Annotated in this window: 12 protein-coding genes; 8 read left to right on the forward strand and 4 right to left on the reverse strand. The window is 42.3% G+C overall.

Annotated features, from left to right (window positions below):
• Positions 1-160: 160 nt before the first annotated feature.
• From M3205_RS19125 to M3205_RS19135, 3 genes are all read right to left on the reverse strand, one after another.
• Entirely contained in the window at positions 161-601 is a 441-nt protein-coding gene (locus M3205_RS19125; RefSeq protein ID WP_251171331.1) for a hypothetical protein, read from the reverse strand.
• Positions 602-610: 9 nt separating this feature from the next.
• Positions 611-961 (reverse strand): ASCH domain-containing protein, encoded by a 351-nt coding sequence (locus tag M3205_RS19130; protein WP_061792697.1) that lies wholly within the window; start codon positions 959-961, stop codon positions 611-613.
• 113 nt (positions 962-1074) lie between these two features.
• Positions 1075-2766: a glutamine--tRNA ligase/YqeY domain fusion protein gene (locus M3205_RS19135; RefSeq protein ID WP_251171332.1), complete on the reverse strand. Its 1692-nt coding sequence runs from the start codon at positions 2764-2766 to the stop codon at positions 1075-1077.
• Between the two features lie 282 nt (positions 2767-3048).
• Here M3205_RS19135 and M3205_RS19140 point away from each other — a divergent pair, with 282 nt between their 5' ends.
• The 5 genes from M3205_RS19140 to M3205_RS19160 all read left to right on the forward strand — a co-directional run bounded on the left by M3205_RS19140 (position 3049) and on the right by M3205_RS19160 (position 12280).
• Entirely contained in the window at positions 3049-3813 is a 765-nt protein-coding gene (locus tag M3205_RS19140; RefSeq protein ID WP_251171356.1) for an alpha/beta hydrolase, read from the forward strand.
• Between the two features lie 233 nt (positions 3814-4046).
• The gene (locus M3205_RS19145) at positions 4047-5246 is read left to right on the forward strand and encodes an MFS transporter (protein ID WP_251171333.1); all 1200 of its coding nucleotides are present in this window, start codon (positions 4047-4049) and stop codon (positions 5244-5246) included.
• Positions 5247-5650: 404 nt separating this feature from the next.
• Entirely contained in the window at positions 5651-8398 is a 2748-nt protein-coding gene (locus M3205_RS19150) for a dynamin family protein (protein WP_251171334.1), read from the forward strand.
• Positions 8399-8571: 173 nt separating this feature from the next.
• Entirely contained in the window at positions 8572-11367 is a 2796-nt protein-coding gene (locus M3205_RS19155) for a response regulator (protein WP_463674818.1), read from the forward strand.
• Positions 11368-11425: 58 nt separating this feature from the next.
• On the forward strand, positions 11426-12280 hold the full coding sequence (locus M3205_RS19160) for a CheR family methyltransferase (RefSeq protein ID WP_251171335.1): 855 nt from the start codon (positions 11426-11428) through the stop codon (positions 12278-12280).
• A 91-nt stretch (positions 12281-12371) separates the two neighbouring features.
• Here the strand turns inward: M3205_RS19160 and M3205_RS19165 are convergent, their stop codons facing one another.
• On the reverse strand, positions 12372-13514 hold the full coding sequence (locus M3205_RS19165; protein WP_251171336.1) for a PP2C family protein-serine/threonine phosphatase: 1143 nt from the start codon (positions 13512-13514) through the stop codon (positions 12372-12374).
• Positions 13515-13851: 337 nt separating this feature from the next.
• Between M3205_RS19165 and M3205_RS19170 the strand changes: the two genes are divergently transcribed.
• The 3 genes from M3205_RS19170 to M3205_RS19180 all read left to right on the forward strand — a co-directional run bounded on the left by M3205_RS19170 (position 13852) and on the right by M3205_RS19180 (position 17396).
• On the forward strand, positions 13852-15216 hold the full coding sequence (locus tag M3205_RS19170; RefSeq protein WP_251171358.1) for an aspartate kinase: 1365 nt from the start codon (positions 13852-13854) through the stop codon (positions 15214-15216).
• Between the two features lie 220 nt (positions 15217-15436).
• Positions 15437-16075 carry a glycosyltransferase gene (locus M3205_RS19175; RefSeq protein WP_251171337.1) on the forward strand — a complete coding sequence of 213 codons (639 nt, stop codon included), beginning with the start codon at positions 15437-15439 and terminating at the stop codon, positions 16073-16075.
• A 133-nt stretch (positions 16076-16208) separates the two neighbouring features.
• The gene (locus M3205_RS19180; RefSeq protein ID WP_251171338.1) at positions 16209-17396 is read left to right on the forward strand and encodes an MFS transporter; all 1188 of its coding nucleotides are present in this window, start codon (positions 16209-16211) and stop codon (positions 17394-17396) included.
• The last annotated feature ends 22 nt before the right edge of the window (positions 17397-17418 follow it).

The raw sequence follows: 17418 nt of genomic DNA on the forward strand, positions 1-17418 counted from the left end.
AGAAATGGCCTAGAAGATGACCTCGGAGAGGTCTATCATCATCTGAAAATGCTTCAAAGCCAATAAAATTCAAAAAAGAGGTCCGGAATGAGACTATTCCGAACCCTTTTGTCTACAAACTGAACAAGCGCATATCATAAGCGCTTGTTTTTATATTTTCCTACCAAAGCACCGGCTTGACTACCATGAACCAGAGCATGAGCATTAACAAAAATAGATAGATCCAGACGGAGCGTGTGAGCTTTCTGATTAGGAAATGCTGATCTGCTCCCGGCTCATCAAATTTCCTAAGGACGGGAGTGAAGGCCCGAGCGAGAAAAAAGACAGAGCCTCCCATAACTGCCAGGGTAGCAACGATCCAAGATGTCGTCCAGGACCAGTGGCTATTCACGATTAGAAGGATACCCGAGCCTACAAGTATATGTCCTGCATGTTTGACAAGGCGCACTGATGTCCTGAAGATGCTGATATATGCCTGTTGGACCCCGTGTTGAGCCGCTCCCAATTTATTGACGATTGGGATCAGAATAAAAAAGGGGCCAATAGAAAGAATGGCACTGCTGACATGGATATACAGCAGTATTCGATACAATATGTCCATTCCGGCAGATTACTTCGTCACTGCGCTGAATTCATGAACCCATACACGCATTTGCGGAAGCCAAGGCATTCCCGGATGCATGGAAAGGATGGATTGCTTGTAGTCTTCCAAATTTTCGAAGCCTTCCTGGCGTGCATGCTCGTCTGTTAACTCACCAAGGGATTGTGAATAAACTTTATCTACAACAAAGTCCTGTCCCTCAAGTGTCATGATTTCTCCCACATCAGCATAGCGGCCGTTGCGGCGTGTAGCTGTTTTCTTTCCTGCAAGAACCTTTTCAACGTCCTCTTTAACGGTTACCATGCGGTCTACTGAACATGTTTTCGGCGGTAATGTATTTGGGTCATGCTGATTTGACATATTTTTTTCCTCCTTATGTAAATGCTTACTTTAGAACCTTATCATACTTTTCAGCGGAAAGGCAGCTAACCGGTAAAAAAGCCTGAGGAAACAAGGCCCTCAGGCGTATTGCCTTATTTTAATTTAAATGAACTCTTCAGTGAAACAATCCGGTTAAAGACAGGTTTATCTGCTGTTGTATATTTCGAGTCAGCATTAAAATAGCCATGGCGGAAGAATTGGAACTTATCCTGCGCTTTAACATCCTTCATATTTGGCTCGATGAAACCATGAACAATTTCAAGCGAATTCGGATTCACGTAGTCAAGGAACGTTTTGCCTTCTGCTTCGTTCTCAAGAGCCTCATCCGTATCTGCCTCAGCATTCTGATCGGCATTTTCGTCAAGGATCAATGGTTCGTACAAACGGAATTCAGCCGGAATGGCACTCTTAGCATCCACCCAATGAAGCGTACCCTTTACCTTTCGGCCGGTAAAGCCTGATCCGCTCTTTGTTTCAGGGTCATATGTGCAATGAAGCTCCACAACATTGCCATCCTCATCCTTGATGACATCGTTGCATTTGATGAAATAAGCATGCTTTAAGCGTACTTCATTGCCAGGGAAGAGACGGAAATATTTTTTCGGCGGATCTTCCATGAAGTCGTCCTGCTCTACATATATCTCTCTTGAAAATGGAATTTGGCGCATACCCATTTCCGGGTTCTCCGGATTGATTTCTGCATCAAGCATTTCAGTCTGATCTTCCGGGTAGTTCGTAATGACAACCTTTAATGGACGGAGTACACCCATTGTGCGGGGAGCCTTCATTTTCAGGTCTTCGCGCACAAAATGCTCAAGCATTGCTTCATCCACTACACCTGAACCCTTTGACACACCCGTTTCTTTTACGAACTCGCGGATTGCTTCTGGAGTATAGCCCTTGCGTCTTAAACCGGAAATAGTCGGCATGCGCGGGTCGTCCCAGCCATCAACAAAATTTTCTTCTACAAGCTGTTTTAATTTTCTTTTACTCATTACTGTATTAGTAATATTCAGGCGGCCAAACTCGATTTGCTGTGGTGTGCTTTCCATCTCACACTCTGAGACAACCCAATTATATAGCGGGCGCTGATCTTCAAATTCAGTTGTGCATAAAGAATGAGTAACCCCTTCGATTGCATCTTCAAGCGGGTGGGCAAAAGCATACATCGGGTAGATGCACCATGTATCACCTGTATTATGGTGAGTTGCATGTGAAACACGATAGATAACCGGATCGCGCATATTCACGTTCGGTGAAGACATGTCAATCTTTGCTCTAAGAACTTTTGCTCCGTTTTCAAATTCACCTTTGCGCATGCGTTCAAATAAATCCAGATTCTCATCAACTGAACGGCTGCGGTATGGGCTTTCCTTTCCAGGCTCTGTCAGTGTTCCGCGGTATTGGCGGATTTCTTCCTGGCTTAAGTCATCCACATATGCTTTTCCTTTCTTGATTAAAAGAACGGCACGGTTATACATTTCCTCGAAATAATTCGAAGCAAAGTGAAGCTCCTCCCACTCATAGCCTAGCCATCTAACATCTTCTTTAATGGCATCCACATATTCCTGATCTTCCTTAAGCGGGTTCGTGTCATCAAAACGAAGATTCGTCTTGCCGTTAAAGTCGTCTGCCAGGCCGAAGTTGATGACAATCGATTTGGCATGTCCGATATGAAGATAACCGTTCGGCTCAGGCGGGAAACGGGTAATGACCTCTTTGCGTTTACCTGACTCCAGATCCTCTTTAATAATCGTTCGTATAAAATTTGAATTGTTTTCCAAACCGGTATCAGCCTTTCTGTTTATGTAGTTAGTACTTATTTTAATAATATCTGGAAGGAAAATAAAGCGAAACTTCCCTTAGTTGTGCTGCTGTCGTTTATCACGCAATACTTTTTATTCATTCTATCTATTATAAACAAGACGAGAGTGGAAAAAAAGTTTTTCTGAAGGCTGGATGCGAAGTTTTACAAAAATGTTAAATAATTTCAAAAGAGGAGGGATGTAGGGATGAGCAAAGAATGTCTCTTAACAGGAAGTATTCCATTGAATGGAGGAAGAGACATGTCCATAAAATATCCGATTTTAGAAGGAGCAGAACCTTTTTATTTTGAAGGAAATGACATTGGAATTTTGGTTTCTCATGGCTTTACCGGTTCTACTCAAAGCATGCGCCAGCTTGGAGAAGCTTATGCCAATTCAGGGTTTACAGTCTGCGGTCCACGGCTGAAGGGACACGGCACTCATTACGAAGACATGGAAAGAACGACCCATCAGGACTGGATTCATTCTGTTGAAGAAGGTTATCGGTGGCTGAAAGAGCGCTGCAGTACGATATTCGTTACAGGGCTGTCAATGGGCGGCACCCTGACATTGTATATGGCCGAGAAATATCCGGAGATTAAGGGGATCATACCGATTAATGCAGCTATTGAAATTCCTGATATGGCGGCAGCTGCCAGCCTTGAGGATGTACGCTTCCTGGATGCAATTGGTTCAGACATAAAAAATCCGGATATAAAAGAGCTTGCCTATGAAAAGACACCGGTCAAGTCGCTTGGTGAAATAAACGAACTGATGAAAAAAGTGAAAGCTGAGTTAGATAAAATCACTTGCCCTGCGCTAATTTTTGTTTCAAAAGAAGATCATGTGGTTCCTCCTTCCAATTCACAGGAAATATACAGCGGCATTCAATCGGCTGCCAAGGAAATAGTCACCCTGGACAACAGCTATCATGTGGCAACGCTTGATAACGATCAAGACATCATAATAGAAAGAACACTGCTTTTTCTGAAGCGGGTACTGGAAACAAGCAGTCTTCAAGGATGATGCGGGGAGCTTAATAAGGCTCCTTTTTTTTGAGTTTTATTGCCTTGATATGATGCAAAATTCCGTTCCTTTTTCGAATCAGCTGTGTTAGTATTTAGTAATTCGAAATAGTTAGCTGTTTTTTCAAAAAGGCTCTTTTCGTATAAATTGCTGTTTTGGCTATCGGTTAATTTCCGCTTCAATCAACTAAGCAAACACGAAAACAGCCTTAAAAGAAAAATGGAAAGCGGGGGATGCTCGTGGAAAAGGCAGCAAAAGATACTTTATGGACGAAGTCTTTCATTATGCTGATGATCGGAAATTTATTTGTTTTTATGTCATTTCAAATGCTGATTCCAACTTTGCCTCCATATATTAAGTCCATTGGGGCAAGTGGTCTTGAAATTGGGATGGTGACAGCACTCTTTTCAATTGGTGCCGTTTTGAGCAGACCTTTCATCGGGTTTATGTTGGAATATAAAGCAAGAAAGCAGCTGGTGCTGATCGGTGCAGCAGCGCTCTTGGCAATAACTATTATTTATCCGCTATCAAGTGTGGTCATGATTTTTCTTTTATTCCGATTCATTCATGGGCTTGCCTGGGGATGGTCAACTACTGTAAATGGGACAGCAGCCGTTGATGTAGTGCCTAACTCCAGACTTGGAGAGGGTATGGGTTACTATGGCCTGAGTGTCACGATTGGAATGATCATTGCACCAAGTCTCGGAATCTACCTCTATCAGATTACCTCTTTTACCAATCTTATTTATATTTCAAGTGTACTCGGGGTAATTGCCATTGTGCTTCTGGCCATTGTCCATTATGAGACACCTGAGGTTGTTTTGAACACAAGGAAAGAAGATCTGAAATTCTCTTACCTTGGCTCATTAATTGAAAAATCCAGCTGGTTTCCTGCCTTCATTACGATCATCGTTACTTTTGGATACGGGTCCATCGTAACATTCATTGTTATTTTTGGAGAAGAGCGCGGCATAGATCAAATATTCCTTTTCTATCTGTTCAATGCGATTATGGCATCGCTTTCGAGGCCGGTTGCAGGAAAGTGGTTTGACCAGCGCGGTCCGAAGGGACTTGTATTGCTTTGTACGTTCCTGACCTTTATTGGCATGTGGGTCCTTTCTTTCGCACATTCGAATATGTTAATTATCATTAGCGGAATTTTGTTTGGAGTTGGATTTGGTTCATTGATTCCTACTCTGCAGTCCTGGACGTTGTCAATGACACCGTCCAACAGGCGCGGTGTGGCTAACGGAATGTTTTTCTCCTCTATCGACCTTGGAATTGGACTAAGCGGGCTTGTGTTTGGGGTGCTGGCGCAGTTTGTAGAAACGGCGGCACTATTTCAAATATCAAGCGTGTTCCTGATTCTGGGCATGGCTGTTACAGTCCTGTATGGAAGACGGCGCCGGGCTGCCCGGCCGCAGCAAGCCTAATAATATAATGAAGAATGAAAACTGGCAGACAGGAATAAATATATTTTTGTTTGCCAGTTTTCATTTTGTCTTGAGGTGGTATTAATTGAGAAAAGCTAATTCTAACTATTAAAATTATTACACAAGAATACAGCAATGTTTCAAAAATGATAGAGAAATGAAATTTTTTGCAGAAAAATTTTTGCTACAATATAAAGATAAAGGATGAAAATTGGCGTATTATGCGTTTTTTTAAAGATAAGAGGCAATTTCTGAAGTTAGATAACGCTCTAGCCCAGAGGCCTTCCATAATAAAGCATGCTGATAGAGCCCCATAAAATTAGGGAGTCAGCATGCTGAATCAATAAAATTCTTTTAAAAGCTGCCTTTAAGCGCTTTTAAAAATAGCACTGCGGGGGATCAAGATGACTTTAGAGAAGCAGCTAATCAGCAAAACCTTTTATAAGACCTTCATGGAATCTAATGAAAATGTGCATCCGATCAGAGTTTTGGGTGAACTGTATGTGGCTGAGCAGCAGAACGAGGTGCCTGATTTAACTAATATCCGCTTCGCCCAGGGGGAAGTCTATTTTCTTAACAAAGATTATGAAGCGGCCATTTTTAAATGGGAGAGCATTCCTAATGAATTGGGGCCGTGGGCACAAAAGAATATGGCTGATGCCTATTTTGAATTAGATTTGCTTTCAAATGCTGAGGACTTTTATAAAGCTATTGAAACAGATTCAGAGGTGTTAAAGACCGAGGTGCTCCTACAGCTGTTTTCACTTTACATACAGCGCGGCAAGCTTGAATTGGCTGTTGAATCTATTAAAGAGGCTGTCCGGTTAAATCCGGATGATCCCGATGTGACCGATCTGGCACGAGGGTTCTTTGAAGAACACAGCGATTGGGGAAATGCAGTGGAACTGGCTGTCAATGAAGCAATAAGGACAGAATCCCTATCCTGGTTTGAAGTTCTTCATTCATATGTGGAACAGGGGCGGACAGCAAAGATGGAGCCGAACTATTTCAGTGAGGCGCTTTCAGTGTTATACCGTACAGATCAGGCTCACTTTGAAGGTTTATCAGTGGCTTTGTGGAACAGCTATAAGACATCAGATCTGTATTTTCCATGGCTGAAAGAATACAATCGTCTTCTCCTGGATATGGAGCCGGGACGCTCACATACATGGAGCATGCTTTCGGAGCTTTATAAAGAAACTTACCTTGAATTGATCAGCGGCAAGCATTTAATCCGGGATTTATCCCATCTGATTCCAAATCACATAACGAACTGGGTGAAAATAGCTGCCCCATCTCATTATCTTGTTTCGGCATCGGCAGTACTGGCATGGAGTGAAATATTCCCATCAAATATTGAGCCTTCTGCTGTCAGTGAAGCAGAAAGCCTTGTGAGCCGTTCTGTCCGTTATCAGGAAGGTCTGGAGGAAAGCTTTAAGCTTTTCGAGAATATTATGAATTGGGCCAAAGATAAAGGCGTCCTGATGGGTGAACGATTTGAATGGATGGTCCGCGAGCTCCTTGATGTGGATTCCGGCCACTTGCTGATTGCCGGTGCAGCATCAAATGGAAAGTCATCGTTTGTGAACAGTCTTCTTGGTGAAGAGCTGATGGGAGATTCAACATCTGCTTCAGTGCTGTTCAAGGATAGTGATGAAGCTGAAATCCATGCAATTACGGATGAGGAGGTGCGAGGCATTTCTGATCTTGAGGATTTTAGGCAAAGTGCAGAGAAAAGCCAGCAGACGCTCATCCGCTGCAAGATGCCATTCAACTTTTTACAGAATAATAGACTCGCTGTCATAGATACGCCGGGTCTTGCGGGCCAGAGCAAGTTCAGAAATGGTGTGTTTCAATACCTCCATTTCGCTGACTGTATGCTATTTGTCCTGAATGCGGATTCCCCTTTGACAGATAAAGAGCTGGATCTTGCTGTAAGAATGCGAGAGCAGGCTCCGGAACTGCCTATTCATTTCCTTCTCAGTAAGATGGATCGGATTCCAGACAGCCAGGGTGCTATAGAGCTTCTTGATGAAACTCAGTCCCGTGTTCATACCTATTTCCCGAAAGCGAATGTGTTTGCTTTCTCCGCCTATTATGACAGTGAAAGTCAGCTTAATGATTTATCTGTTTTTATCAAGTCTATGATGGATGGGCGGAACAGGAAAGAAGATCGTGCAGCAAAAGTTCTTTACTATATAAAAAAATCAATCAAATTCCTTCTTGAAAAGCGCATTGAGATGGAAAGCAGCTTGATTGATACGATTAAATGGAACGAAGAGATGGTGACAAAACTAAAAGGTGCCAATAATCAGCTGATGGACATGGAAGAAGAGAAGGTCCGGACAATTAAGAGATCGTACAGCAAGATTAAAGATGAAATGAGAGCGGATCTTGAGAAGCAAATTCCGGAGCTGCTTCGAAATTGTTCAGAACTGGTGACAGAAGACAGTGATTTTGGAAAAATCCATACTGAGCTTAATGATGAAATGAATAATCGGGTACACCAATATATTGAAGACACAGTTTTGCCGGAGTTTCATGTTTCCATTCAGGAATGGATTGCGGAAAGTGAAGGAGAGTTCAGAAGCAGCCAGGCATATTTGGATGAAATGAGCCAGGGCTTCAATGAGCTATACGGCGAGGAGAAAATCGCGCTGGACTGTGATTTCAGGGTTCTAGATGACTGGCGCCGCGACGCTGACCGGATGACGCGAGGGAGTGTCCAGCTTGAAAAGGCCAACATTCTAAACCGCTTTTCACCTTCGCAGTTCCTGCTCAAGAGTGCAGGAAAGCTGTTTGGAGCCATTCAGCAGAATAATACAATGCTCCATAATAAATATAAACAATTCATTGAGCATGAAGATTATAGCGAAATTGCAGAATTCATTACCGATAAATTCATGCAGCAATTCGAACTCTTCGAGAAATCGCTTGAGCGGGATATTAAGATGTTCTTCAGAAATCCATTTGACGTATTGAATCATACAGCTGAAGAGACATACACAAACATTGCAGAAAATAAAGAAGCGCTAAGCAATATGCGCAAAAACCCTGAGATTTACCAGGATCCTCTGACGCTATTTGACCTGAAGCTCCGCCAGTTTGAATGGATGACTTCAGCAGGGGAAAGAGTTAAGGAATATCGTTAAACATTGGGAAGGAGCAATCCTTCCTCTTTTTTTATGAAAAAAACAGAAAAAAAGGTTTGGGTTATATTAAATAAGGGTAAAGAAGCTAGTCTATTAAAACCTTAATCTCATAAAGCGTGAACATGCGCAAGAAAAATGATGAAGAAAAATCGGGGGAAAGAAGGAGAGAACAGGTGAGCTTTAAAAGAAAGCAAATGATGGGATTGGGCTTAACCGTATTTTTTTTGTTTATTCTAATGTTTGTCATTCTGTCTATGGTAAACGGAATGAAGGCCAACATGCTTGAAATTGTGGAGGATCGATACTATAAGGTAAATCAGGCTACAGAGATCAGACAGCTATTTTACCAGACAGACCAGCAGTTGCTGAGTGTGCTTACCGACAAAGACTCAAACGATTCGCTCATGACAGCTGAATTGGTAAAGGCCAACCATGAAGGGATACAAACCCGCATAATTAAACTAGAGCAAGAATTAAATAGACAGAAATCGAACTTGCTCTTAAAAGAAGTGGAGCAGGCATACGAATCATATGCCCAAATGCAAAACCGCTTTACTGATTTAATGGGAAGCGGTGAAATGGATTCTTTAGATGGGCTATACAGAAGTGAAAGAGAAAACCGAAATGCACTGCTGGACAAGCTGGACGAATTTAAGGAGTATCAGGAATCACTCATGGCAGATTCACTGAAAAGTGCAAATGAAACATATAGCCAGCTAGTAGCAACTTTGGTTGCTGCTGTTGCAATAGCGATTGTTTTAATCGTTGGAGTGACAGTTTGGGTGATCAGTAGCACAGGAAGGACCATCAGCGTAATTACAAAAGGGATTAAGAATATTGATTACCAGGATCTTTCTTCCATTTCAAGGCTTGATGTCGAATCCAATGACGAAATCGGCAATATTGCGAAAGCCTTTAATTCTATGGCTGATTCCCTTGAGAATTATTACATGAAAGAACAGCGCTATTCGGCTGAAATCAGTGAGCAAAATTGGATTCAAAGCCAGTCTGCTGCATTAGTAAGCATCTATAGCCAGCATGTGACCATAGCCAATTTGGCAGATGATTTTATATCAAGGCTGGCACCTGCCGCCGGAGCTGATCTTGGAGTCATTTATGTGAAAGATGACAGCGGGAGCAAACCTGTATTTAAGAAACAGGCTGCATATGCAGATGGAGCGGTTGATCCAGGAAGAGACTTTTTCTATGAGGGTGAAGGATTAGCAGGGCAAACTGTCAGGGATAAGAAAACAATATTTCTCGAAGACGTTCCTGAGGGTTACAAGGTCTTATCAACTGGTTTGGGAGATGTCAGGCCGAAAAGCATCATGATGGCTCCCGTTATGCTAAAGGATGAGGTAGTGGCTGTAGTGGAACTGGCAAGTATAAGGCTGTTCACTGATGCTCAGATCAAACTATTGGAAAAAGTAATCGAAACACTGGGAATAGCCATTACGAATATTTCTGGAAGAATGGAGATTGAACGCTTACTGGCGGAATCCCAGGCACAGACAGAGGAACTGCAGGCACAGGCTGAAGAGCTGCAATCTCAGTCTGAGGAGCTGCAGGCGCAATCTGAGGAAATGCAGAGTCAATCCGAAGAGCTGCGTATGATTAATGAGCAGCTTGAAGAACGCTCCAGAGATGCTGAAATGAAATCTGAAGAACTCCAGGCTGCCAAGGAAGAATTGGAGGAAAAAGCAAAACAGCTGGGTCTAAGCTCAAAATACAAGTCAGAGTTCCTGGCAAATATGTCCCACGAGCTGCGAACGCCGCTTAACAGCATCCTGCTTTTATCAGAAATGCTGGCAGAAGATCCGGATCAGATCCTTACTGAGGAGCAGAAAGAGTTTTCCAAGGTTATACATACATCTGGCCAGGATTTACTAGCCCTCATTAACGATATCCTCGACCTTTCAAAGGTAGAGGTAGGGAAACTGGAAATCAGCTTTGAGGAAGTCAATATGGGAGAAATGTCGCAGCGGCTGCAACAGCATTTTACACAGGTGGCAAAGCACAAAAATCTTGAATTTACTGTAACCTCTTCAAAAGAAGTTCCTCCTGTATTCAATACGGATGAGCAGCGGCTGCAGCAAATTGTGAAAAACCTCCTTTCAAATGCATTTAAGTTTACGGAAGAAGGTTCAGTAGCAGTCACGTTTGAAAAAGCTTCAAAACGCGATTTCTTTGGCTTGCCGTTATCCACCTATACAGATGACTGGCTGAAAATTTCAGTGCTTGACACAGGTATTGGGATACCGTCTGAAAAGCAGAAGCTGATTTTTGAAGCCTTCCAGCAGGCTGATGGCGCCACGATGAGAAAATATGGCGGAACGGGCCTTGGATTGTCCATCTCCAAGGAATTTGCTCAACTGCTCGGTGGTATCTGCAAAGTAGAGAGCGAAGAAGGAAAAGGAAGCCGGTTTACACTCGTTATCCCGAATCTTCCAAACGGAATGCCAGAAATAGAGGCCGGAACGCTTGCTTTCGAAGAAGCTGCTGTAACCGTTGAGCCTGTTACGGAAGTTTCTGAGGCAGATGAGGCACAAGATGCTAAAGAAGATGCGGAAGCAGAGCATCAGCAGGCTGGTACGGAGCTTAAAGATAAAACAGTCATTGTTGTAGATGATGACCACAGAAATATTTATGCGCTGAAAAATGCTTTGAAAAAAGAAGGCATGAATGTCCTTACAGCAGAAAACGGGATGCAGTGCCTCGATTTGATTATGGGTACTGAACAAATCGATATAGTTCTGATGGATATCATGATGCCGATTATGGATGGTTATGAAACCATGAAGAGGCTTCGCGGGCTTGACAGTCACCAGGACGTCCCAATCATTGCCCTTACTGCCAAGGCAATGAAAGGCGATAGGGAAAAATGCATGGAGGCGGGGGCAACAGATTACATCAGCAAGCCATTAAAACTGGACCAGCTGCTGTCCGTTATGAGAGTATGGCTTTCATAGATGGCAGAGGAGTCCGAACTAGGTTCGGGCTCCATCAACATCATTTTAAAATTGAGGAATGAAGGAATTGAAAAAGGAAGAATTAGAAATAGAATTGCTTTTAAAGGCTATATATAGTTTATCCGGATATGATTTCCGGCAATATATGCGCTCATCAATTGCCAGGAGAATTCAAAATCGTATAAGCAGGGATCGGCTTCCCAGCATAACATGCCTCACGGACAAGGTAATACATGAAGAGGGGTATATACAAAAGGTACTAAGCGATTTTTCAATCAATGTGACAGAGATGTTCCGGGATCCTTCTTTTTTTAAGGCTTTTCGGAATGAAGTTGTCCCGATGCTTAAGGAATTGCCGGAGATCAGAATTTGGCATGCAGGCTGTTCGACCGGGGAAGAAGCTTACTCCATGTCTATTTTGATGGAAGAAGAGGGATTGGGGGAACGAACGAAGATTTATGCTACAGACATCAATGAAAAGGTGCTTAAAAAAGCAGAGAGCGGAATAATTCCGCTTCAAAAAATGCAGCTCTATACAAAGAATTACATTATAGCAGGCGGGAAAAAATCCTTTTCTGAATACTACACAACCGATTGTGAAGCAGCTTACCTGAATACATCCCTTCTTGATCGAATGGTATTTGCTCAGCATAATTTGGTGACTGATGGTTCCTTTAATGAATTTCATGTGATTATCTGCCGTAATGTGATGATCTATTTTAATACTGACCTGCAGCGCCACGTAATTAATCTATTCAATGAAAGCCTTAGTATGGGAGGAATTCTGGGGCTTGGAAGCAAGGAAGCACTGCGGATGGATGACCCTGTTTTTGAAGATATCAACCTGCAAGAAAAGATTTTCAGAAAAATATCTGATGTAAAAAATAAAAACAGAGTGCAGATCCTGTCTTGAGGGACTGCACTCTGTTTTTTGTTTGTATAGGCTGTTTTTGCAGGAAAACAACGGCCAATAATGATAAGCAAAGAAATATTATGTATACATCCTAATCTGCCTGAATCAAAACAACACACATATCGTCATCAGCGCTGGCCTGCTGTTGCTTAGTCAGTATCATATCGATTGGCTCTGCTGTTTTGGCTGCATTCCAGTAAAAGGACGCGAAGCGCTGAAGATACTCATTGGGATTGAGATTGTTCTGCTCTACTGCTTCCTCAACACCATCTGTAAACAATAGCAGCTGAATTGAATCTGTATAGGGGATCGTTTCTTTTTGAATAGTAATATCTTCAAAAAAGCCGACTGCACACATATTGCTTGATAAGCTGAACATTTCATTTTTATCAACAAGAGCATATCCGGCTGGGTGCCCGGCATTTACATACTCAATAGTTTTGTCTTTTTTATTGAGAACAAGATAAATGGCTGTAAAGTAATATGGAATACGCTGATTACGCTGATTCAGTGAATTCATCCAGCGATTCAATTCCTGCATGACATATTCGGGGTCACTGCATGTTCTAATGGCATCTCTGAGAACAGAAGAGATAAACATGCATACGAGGGAAGCTGAAATTCCGTGGCCCATCATATCAAGCTGTATGGCGGCATACCGGTGTTCATCTATTTGATGCCAATAATACATATCCCCAGCGAGTTTATTGGCTGGCAGGTAGGAAGCCTTTAAAAGCGTTTGTTCATGATAAATCGGCTCGCTGAGCATGCTGGTTTGTACCTGCATGGATAAATCCAATTCATTTTTAATTTTGTTTTCCTGCTCCTTATGCCAATCTTTTTCATATTTAAGCCGTAAGGCAGCCCGAATACGGGCAAGCAGTTCCGTCTTATTAATAGGCTTCATTACATAATCGGTTCCGCCGGCATCAAGAGCTTCTGCAACCTTATTCGAGTCCTCCAATGCAGTGACAAAAATCACCGGAATATCCTTCAAAAGCGGGTTTTTCTGAAGGCGGCGGCATGCTTCAATTCCATCCATTTCGGGCATCATTATATCCATCAGAATCACGTCTGCTTTTATATCAGCTGAAGATGGTGAATACCCCTGAAGATGCAAAAACATATCCTTTGCAGAAGAAAACGTTAAATGTTCTGTATACCCGGCGCGTTTTAATATATGTTGGATTACAAATAAGTTGGCTTGATTATCGTCCACAACTAGGATTCTCATAGGCTTTTTCCTTCCCGTGTTTTTGCGATTTAAATCATTATATAAATATCCTTAACATATACCCTATTGTGAAAGAGTGGAAACCACAAATTTTGATTATTTTTTGCTCTAGCTAAACCAAAAAAATATATAATGATTGTAAGCGTTTTCTTTTATTTTCTTAAAATAATATTATTTAGCTATGTAATCATAAAAAACAAGAAAAAATATTATATTTGGATATTATAATGTATTTTTATAGTGAACATTTGTATTTTTAGAGTGGAATTCTCTATTGATTTCTGTGAGGATAAGAGTAAAATAAAGATTAAATTTTCAGAGATTGGGAGATGTCATGATGAAAGTGGTGAAGTTCGGAGGATCTTCTTTAGCATCAGGAAAGCAAATCGAGAAGGTATTCAATATTGTAAATGCAGATCCAGAGCGGAAGATCGTTGTTGTCTCGGCTCCTGGAAAGCGATTTTCAGAGGATGACAAGGTTACTGATTTATTAATCGCATGTGCAGAGAAACGGATTCAAGGGGAAGCAGCAGGTGATTTGGCTGAAGCTGTGTTGGATCGGTATCACCAAATCGCTGATGAATTAGAGCTTGGTCCGGAAATTAAAGATATCATCAGGGAAGATCTTATTGAGAGGCTTTCCAGTGATACGCATGATCCTGAAGTTTTCATGGATTTGATTAAAGCGAGCGGTGAAGATAACAACGCTAAGCTTGTAGCAGCCTATTTTCAGCAGCAGGGAATAAAAGCAAAATATGTAAGCCCAAAAGAAGCGGGATTGCTTGTCAGTCCGGAGCCCGGCAACGCTCAAGTGCTTCCGGAAGCATATGACAGGATATTTGCATTAAGGGAGCAGGACGGGATCATTATCTTTCCGGGTTTCTTTGGATATAGCAGGGATGGCCGCGTCTTTACTTTTTCAAGAAGCGGGTCGGATGTGACAGGCTCCATTTTGGCCGGTGCAGTTAAAGCGGATTTGTATGAGAACTTTACAGATGTGGATGCCGTTTATTCAGTTAATCCATTTATTGTGGAAAGTCCTAAAGAAATCAAAGAACTGACATACCGGGAAATGCGGGAGCTTTCCTATGCAGGCTTTACTGTCCTGCATGATGAAGCACTTGTGCCGGCATTTCGGGCCGGAATTCCTGTGCAAATAAAAAATACTAATAATCCGTCTGCTCCCGGCACCAGGATTGTGAACGAACGGGATAACACGAACGGACCTGTGATCGGGATTGCCAGTGATCAGGGATTCTGCAGCATTTACGTCGGCAAATACTTAATGAACAGGGAAGTAGGCTTTGGGAGGAAGCTGCTGACCATCTTAGAAGAGTATGGCCTCAGCTATGAGCATACACCATCAGGAATTGATGACATTTCCATTATACTGCGGGAAAACCAATTTACTGATGGGATGGAGAAAGAAATTCTGAACCGCATACAGCATGAGCTTCATGCAGATGAAGTGAAAATTCAGCACAGCCTTTCACTTATTATGGTGGTTGGAGAGGGGATGCGCCAGAACATTGGAACGATGGCCCGTGCCTCCAAAGCCCTCGCTAAAGCGAAAGTCAATATGGAAATGATCAATCAGGGCTCCTCTGAAGTGAGCATGATGTTTGGCGTCCAGGCAGTGGATGAGGAGCGTGCGGTACAGGCGCTTTATAATGAGTTTTTTGCTGCGGTGGCAGTGGTTTGAAATTTATCTGAAAGGCAAATCTGGTTATACGAAAATAAAAAGAGTGTATCCGAAAGTAGAATGGTTTATCTGAGAGTAAGTAGACTATATTATGCAAATAAATCAAACGTTTGATTGAAAAAGCTCGGGGTATCAGCCTGGAGCTTTATTTTTTTTGCATGAAAAATCTGAAGATAATCAAAATAAGAAGGTGTTTTTTGAATAGGAAGGAGATAAGGAAATGAAAAAATTACTGATTATAGGATTACTGCTGCTTATACCTCTGAATATGTTTGCAGCTTCGGGCATTGCAGTTGCACAACAACCGTGCCTCACCCAATCAGAGGTAAAGTTTGAAAACGAATTCCGCAAGCTTTGGATCAACCATGTGTTATGGACAAGCAACTACATTACAAGTGCCACAACAGCAGGAGCAGAGGATCAAAAGCAGGTATTGGCCCATCTGCTTAAAAATCAGGAGGAAATAGGGAATGCCATAAAACCTTATTACGGTAAAGCTGCGGGAGCTAAGCTGACAGAACTGCTTAAACAGCATATTGTTATTGCTGGCGATATTGTGGAAGCTGCCAAGAACGGTCAGGGAGCAAAGGTGAACGAGCTGAACAAGAAGTGGTATCGCAATGCGGATGGGATTGCTGCTTTTCTAAGCGGAGCCAATCCAAATCTGAAAAACGAAGATTTGAAAAAACTGCTCTATAAGCATTTGGAATTAGTAACAGACGATCTGACAGCTAGTCTTGTTAAGGATTGGGATGCCAGAATTGTGGCAATTGATGATGGAGTAACACATATTATCATGATGGCTGATGCCATTTCTCATGCAGTTGTGAAGCAATTCCCGGACAAATTCAAGAGGTAAACACAATAGGCTTCAGCACATGCTGGAGCTTCTTTTTTTTTCCTTTGACAAAGCAGCCTGTCTCATTATAAGCTATTTAGCGTGCCGAAAAAAATAATGTAAATTTTTCACATATATAAGGGGGGTATCCGTTTTGTCTGTGGATCAAAAGAAAAAGATGATTATTTTGATGATCAATATGTTTATTGCAATCGGAAGCTTTGGGATTATTATTCCAATTTTGCCGGCTTATCTGGAATCCATCAACCAGGGAGGAACAGCAGCAGGCCTGATGATTGCCATTTTTGCGGGTGCCCAGCTGATTTTTTCACCTATTGCTGGGAAATGGGCTGACCAGTACGGCCGCAGAAAGATGATTATTTACGGGTTAGCTGGTTTGACATTATCCATGCTTGTCTTTTATGCAGTAGATTCCATTTGGCTGCTTTACTTTTCACGTGTCATTGGAGGCATTGGAGCTGCATTGCTGATTCCGGCTATCTTTGCTTACATTGCTGATATTACTACCATGGAGCAGCGTGCAAAAGGGAATGGCCTTGTATCAGCTGCGATGTCACTTGGAATTGTGGTTGGACCTGGGATAGGCGGGTTTTTGGCAGACTTCGGCCTGAAAATGCCATTTCTGATTTCAGCGCTTGTATCGCTAGTGGCTGTTCTATTCTCCATTGTGCTCCTCAAAGAAAGCAGCACATTGCAGACCGTGTCAGGAGAAATGTCAGAAGAGGAACCAATGGTCAAGAAGCTGGCAATGTCTGTTAAGAAGCCTTATTTTATTCCGCTGGTCATTACTTTGGTGATGAGCTTTGGATTAATGGCTTATGAATCAGTACTGGGACTTTATTTGGATAATGAATTTGCTGCCACTCCGCAGGCAATTGCGGTTATGGTTACTTCGACTGGGATCATTAGTGTTATTGTACAGTTGTTTGTAGTCGATCGGGTGGTTAGGAAATTAGGAGAAGGAAAGGTATTAAATATATTTTTGGCTGTTGCAGCATTAGGATTCCTAGTCTCACTGTTTGCAGGCAGCTATGCACTTTTCTTCGTTATTTCTCTGATCATTTTCCTTGCAACTTCCATCCTGCGTCCGGTACTAACCACATTAATTTCAAAAATGGCCGGTAATGAACAGGGATTTGCGATGGGAATGAACAATGCATATATGAGCATTGGGAACGTTCTGGGACCAACGATCGCCGGTGTACTTTACGATGTGCGGATAACCTATCCGTTTGTTCTCGGTCTCGCATTATTGATCGTTACCTTATTTATCACGATTGCCTGGCAGAAAAGGGAGCCTAAACCTAAAGCCGCTGTATAGAAAAGAGCTTGGAGACCTTGTC

This window comes from Cytobacillus firmus (genome assembly GCF_023715565.1).
Lineage (GTDB): Bacteria > Bacillota > Bacilli > Bacillales > Cytobacillaceae > Cytobacillus > Cytobacillus firmus_C.

Bases quoted from the DNA above. Each gene is read 5' to 3' on its own strand.
- M3205_RS19130 (WP_061792697.1), bottom strand. From the start codon at position 961: ATGTCAAATCAGCATGACCCAAATACATTACCGCCGAAAACATGTTCA.
- M3205_RS19175 (WP_251171337.1), top strand. From the start codon at position 15,437: ATGAAAAAATTACTGATTATAGGATTACTGCTGCTTATACCTCTGAAT.
- M3205_RS19140 (WP_251171356.1), top strand. From the start codon at position 3,049: ATGTCCATAAAATATCCGATTTTAGAAGGAGCAGAACCTTTTTATTTT.
- M3205_RS19150 (WP_251171334.1), top strand. From the start codon at position 5,651: ATGACTTTAGAGAAGCAGCTAATCAGCAAAACCTTTTATAAGACCTTC.
- M3205_RS19165 (WP_251171336.1), bottom strand. From the start codon at position 13,514: ATGAGAATCCTAGTTGTGGACGATAATCAAGCCAACTTATTTGTAATC.
- M3205_RS19145 (WP_251171333.1), top strand. From the start codon at position 4,047: ATGCTCGTGGAAAAGGCAGCAAAAGATACTTTATGGACGAAGTCTTTC.
- M3205_RS19125 (WP_251171331.1), bottom strand. From the start codon at position 601: ATGGACATATTGTATCGAATACTGCTGTATATCCATGTCAGCAGTGCC.
- M3205_RS19160 (WP_251171335.1), top strand. From the start codon at position 11,426: ATGAAGGAATTGAAAAAGGAAGAATTAGAAATAGAATTGCTTTTAAAG.
- M3205_RS19170 (WP_251171358.1), top strand. From the start codon at position 13,852: ATGAAAGTGGTGAAGTTCGGAGGATCTTCTTTAGCATCAGGAAAGCAA.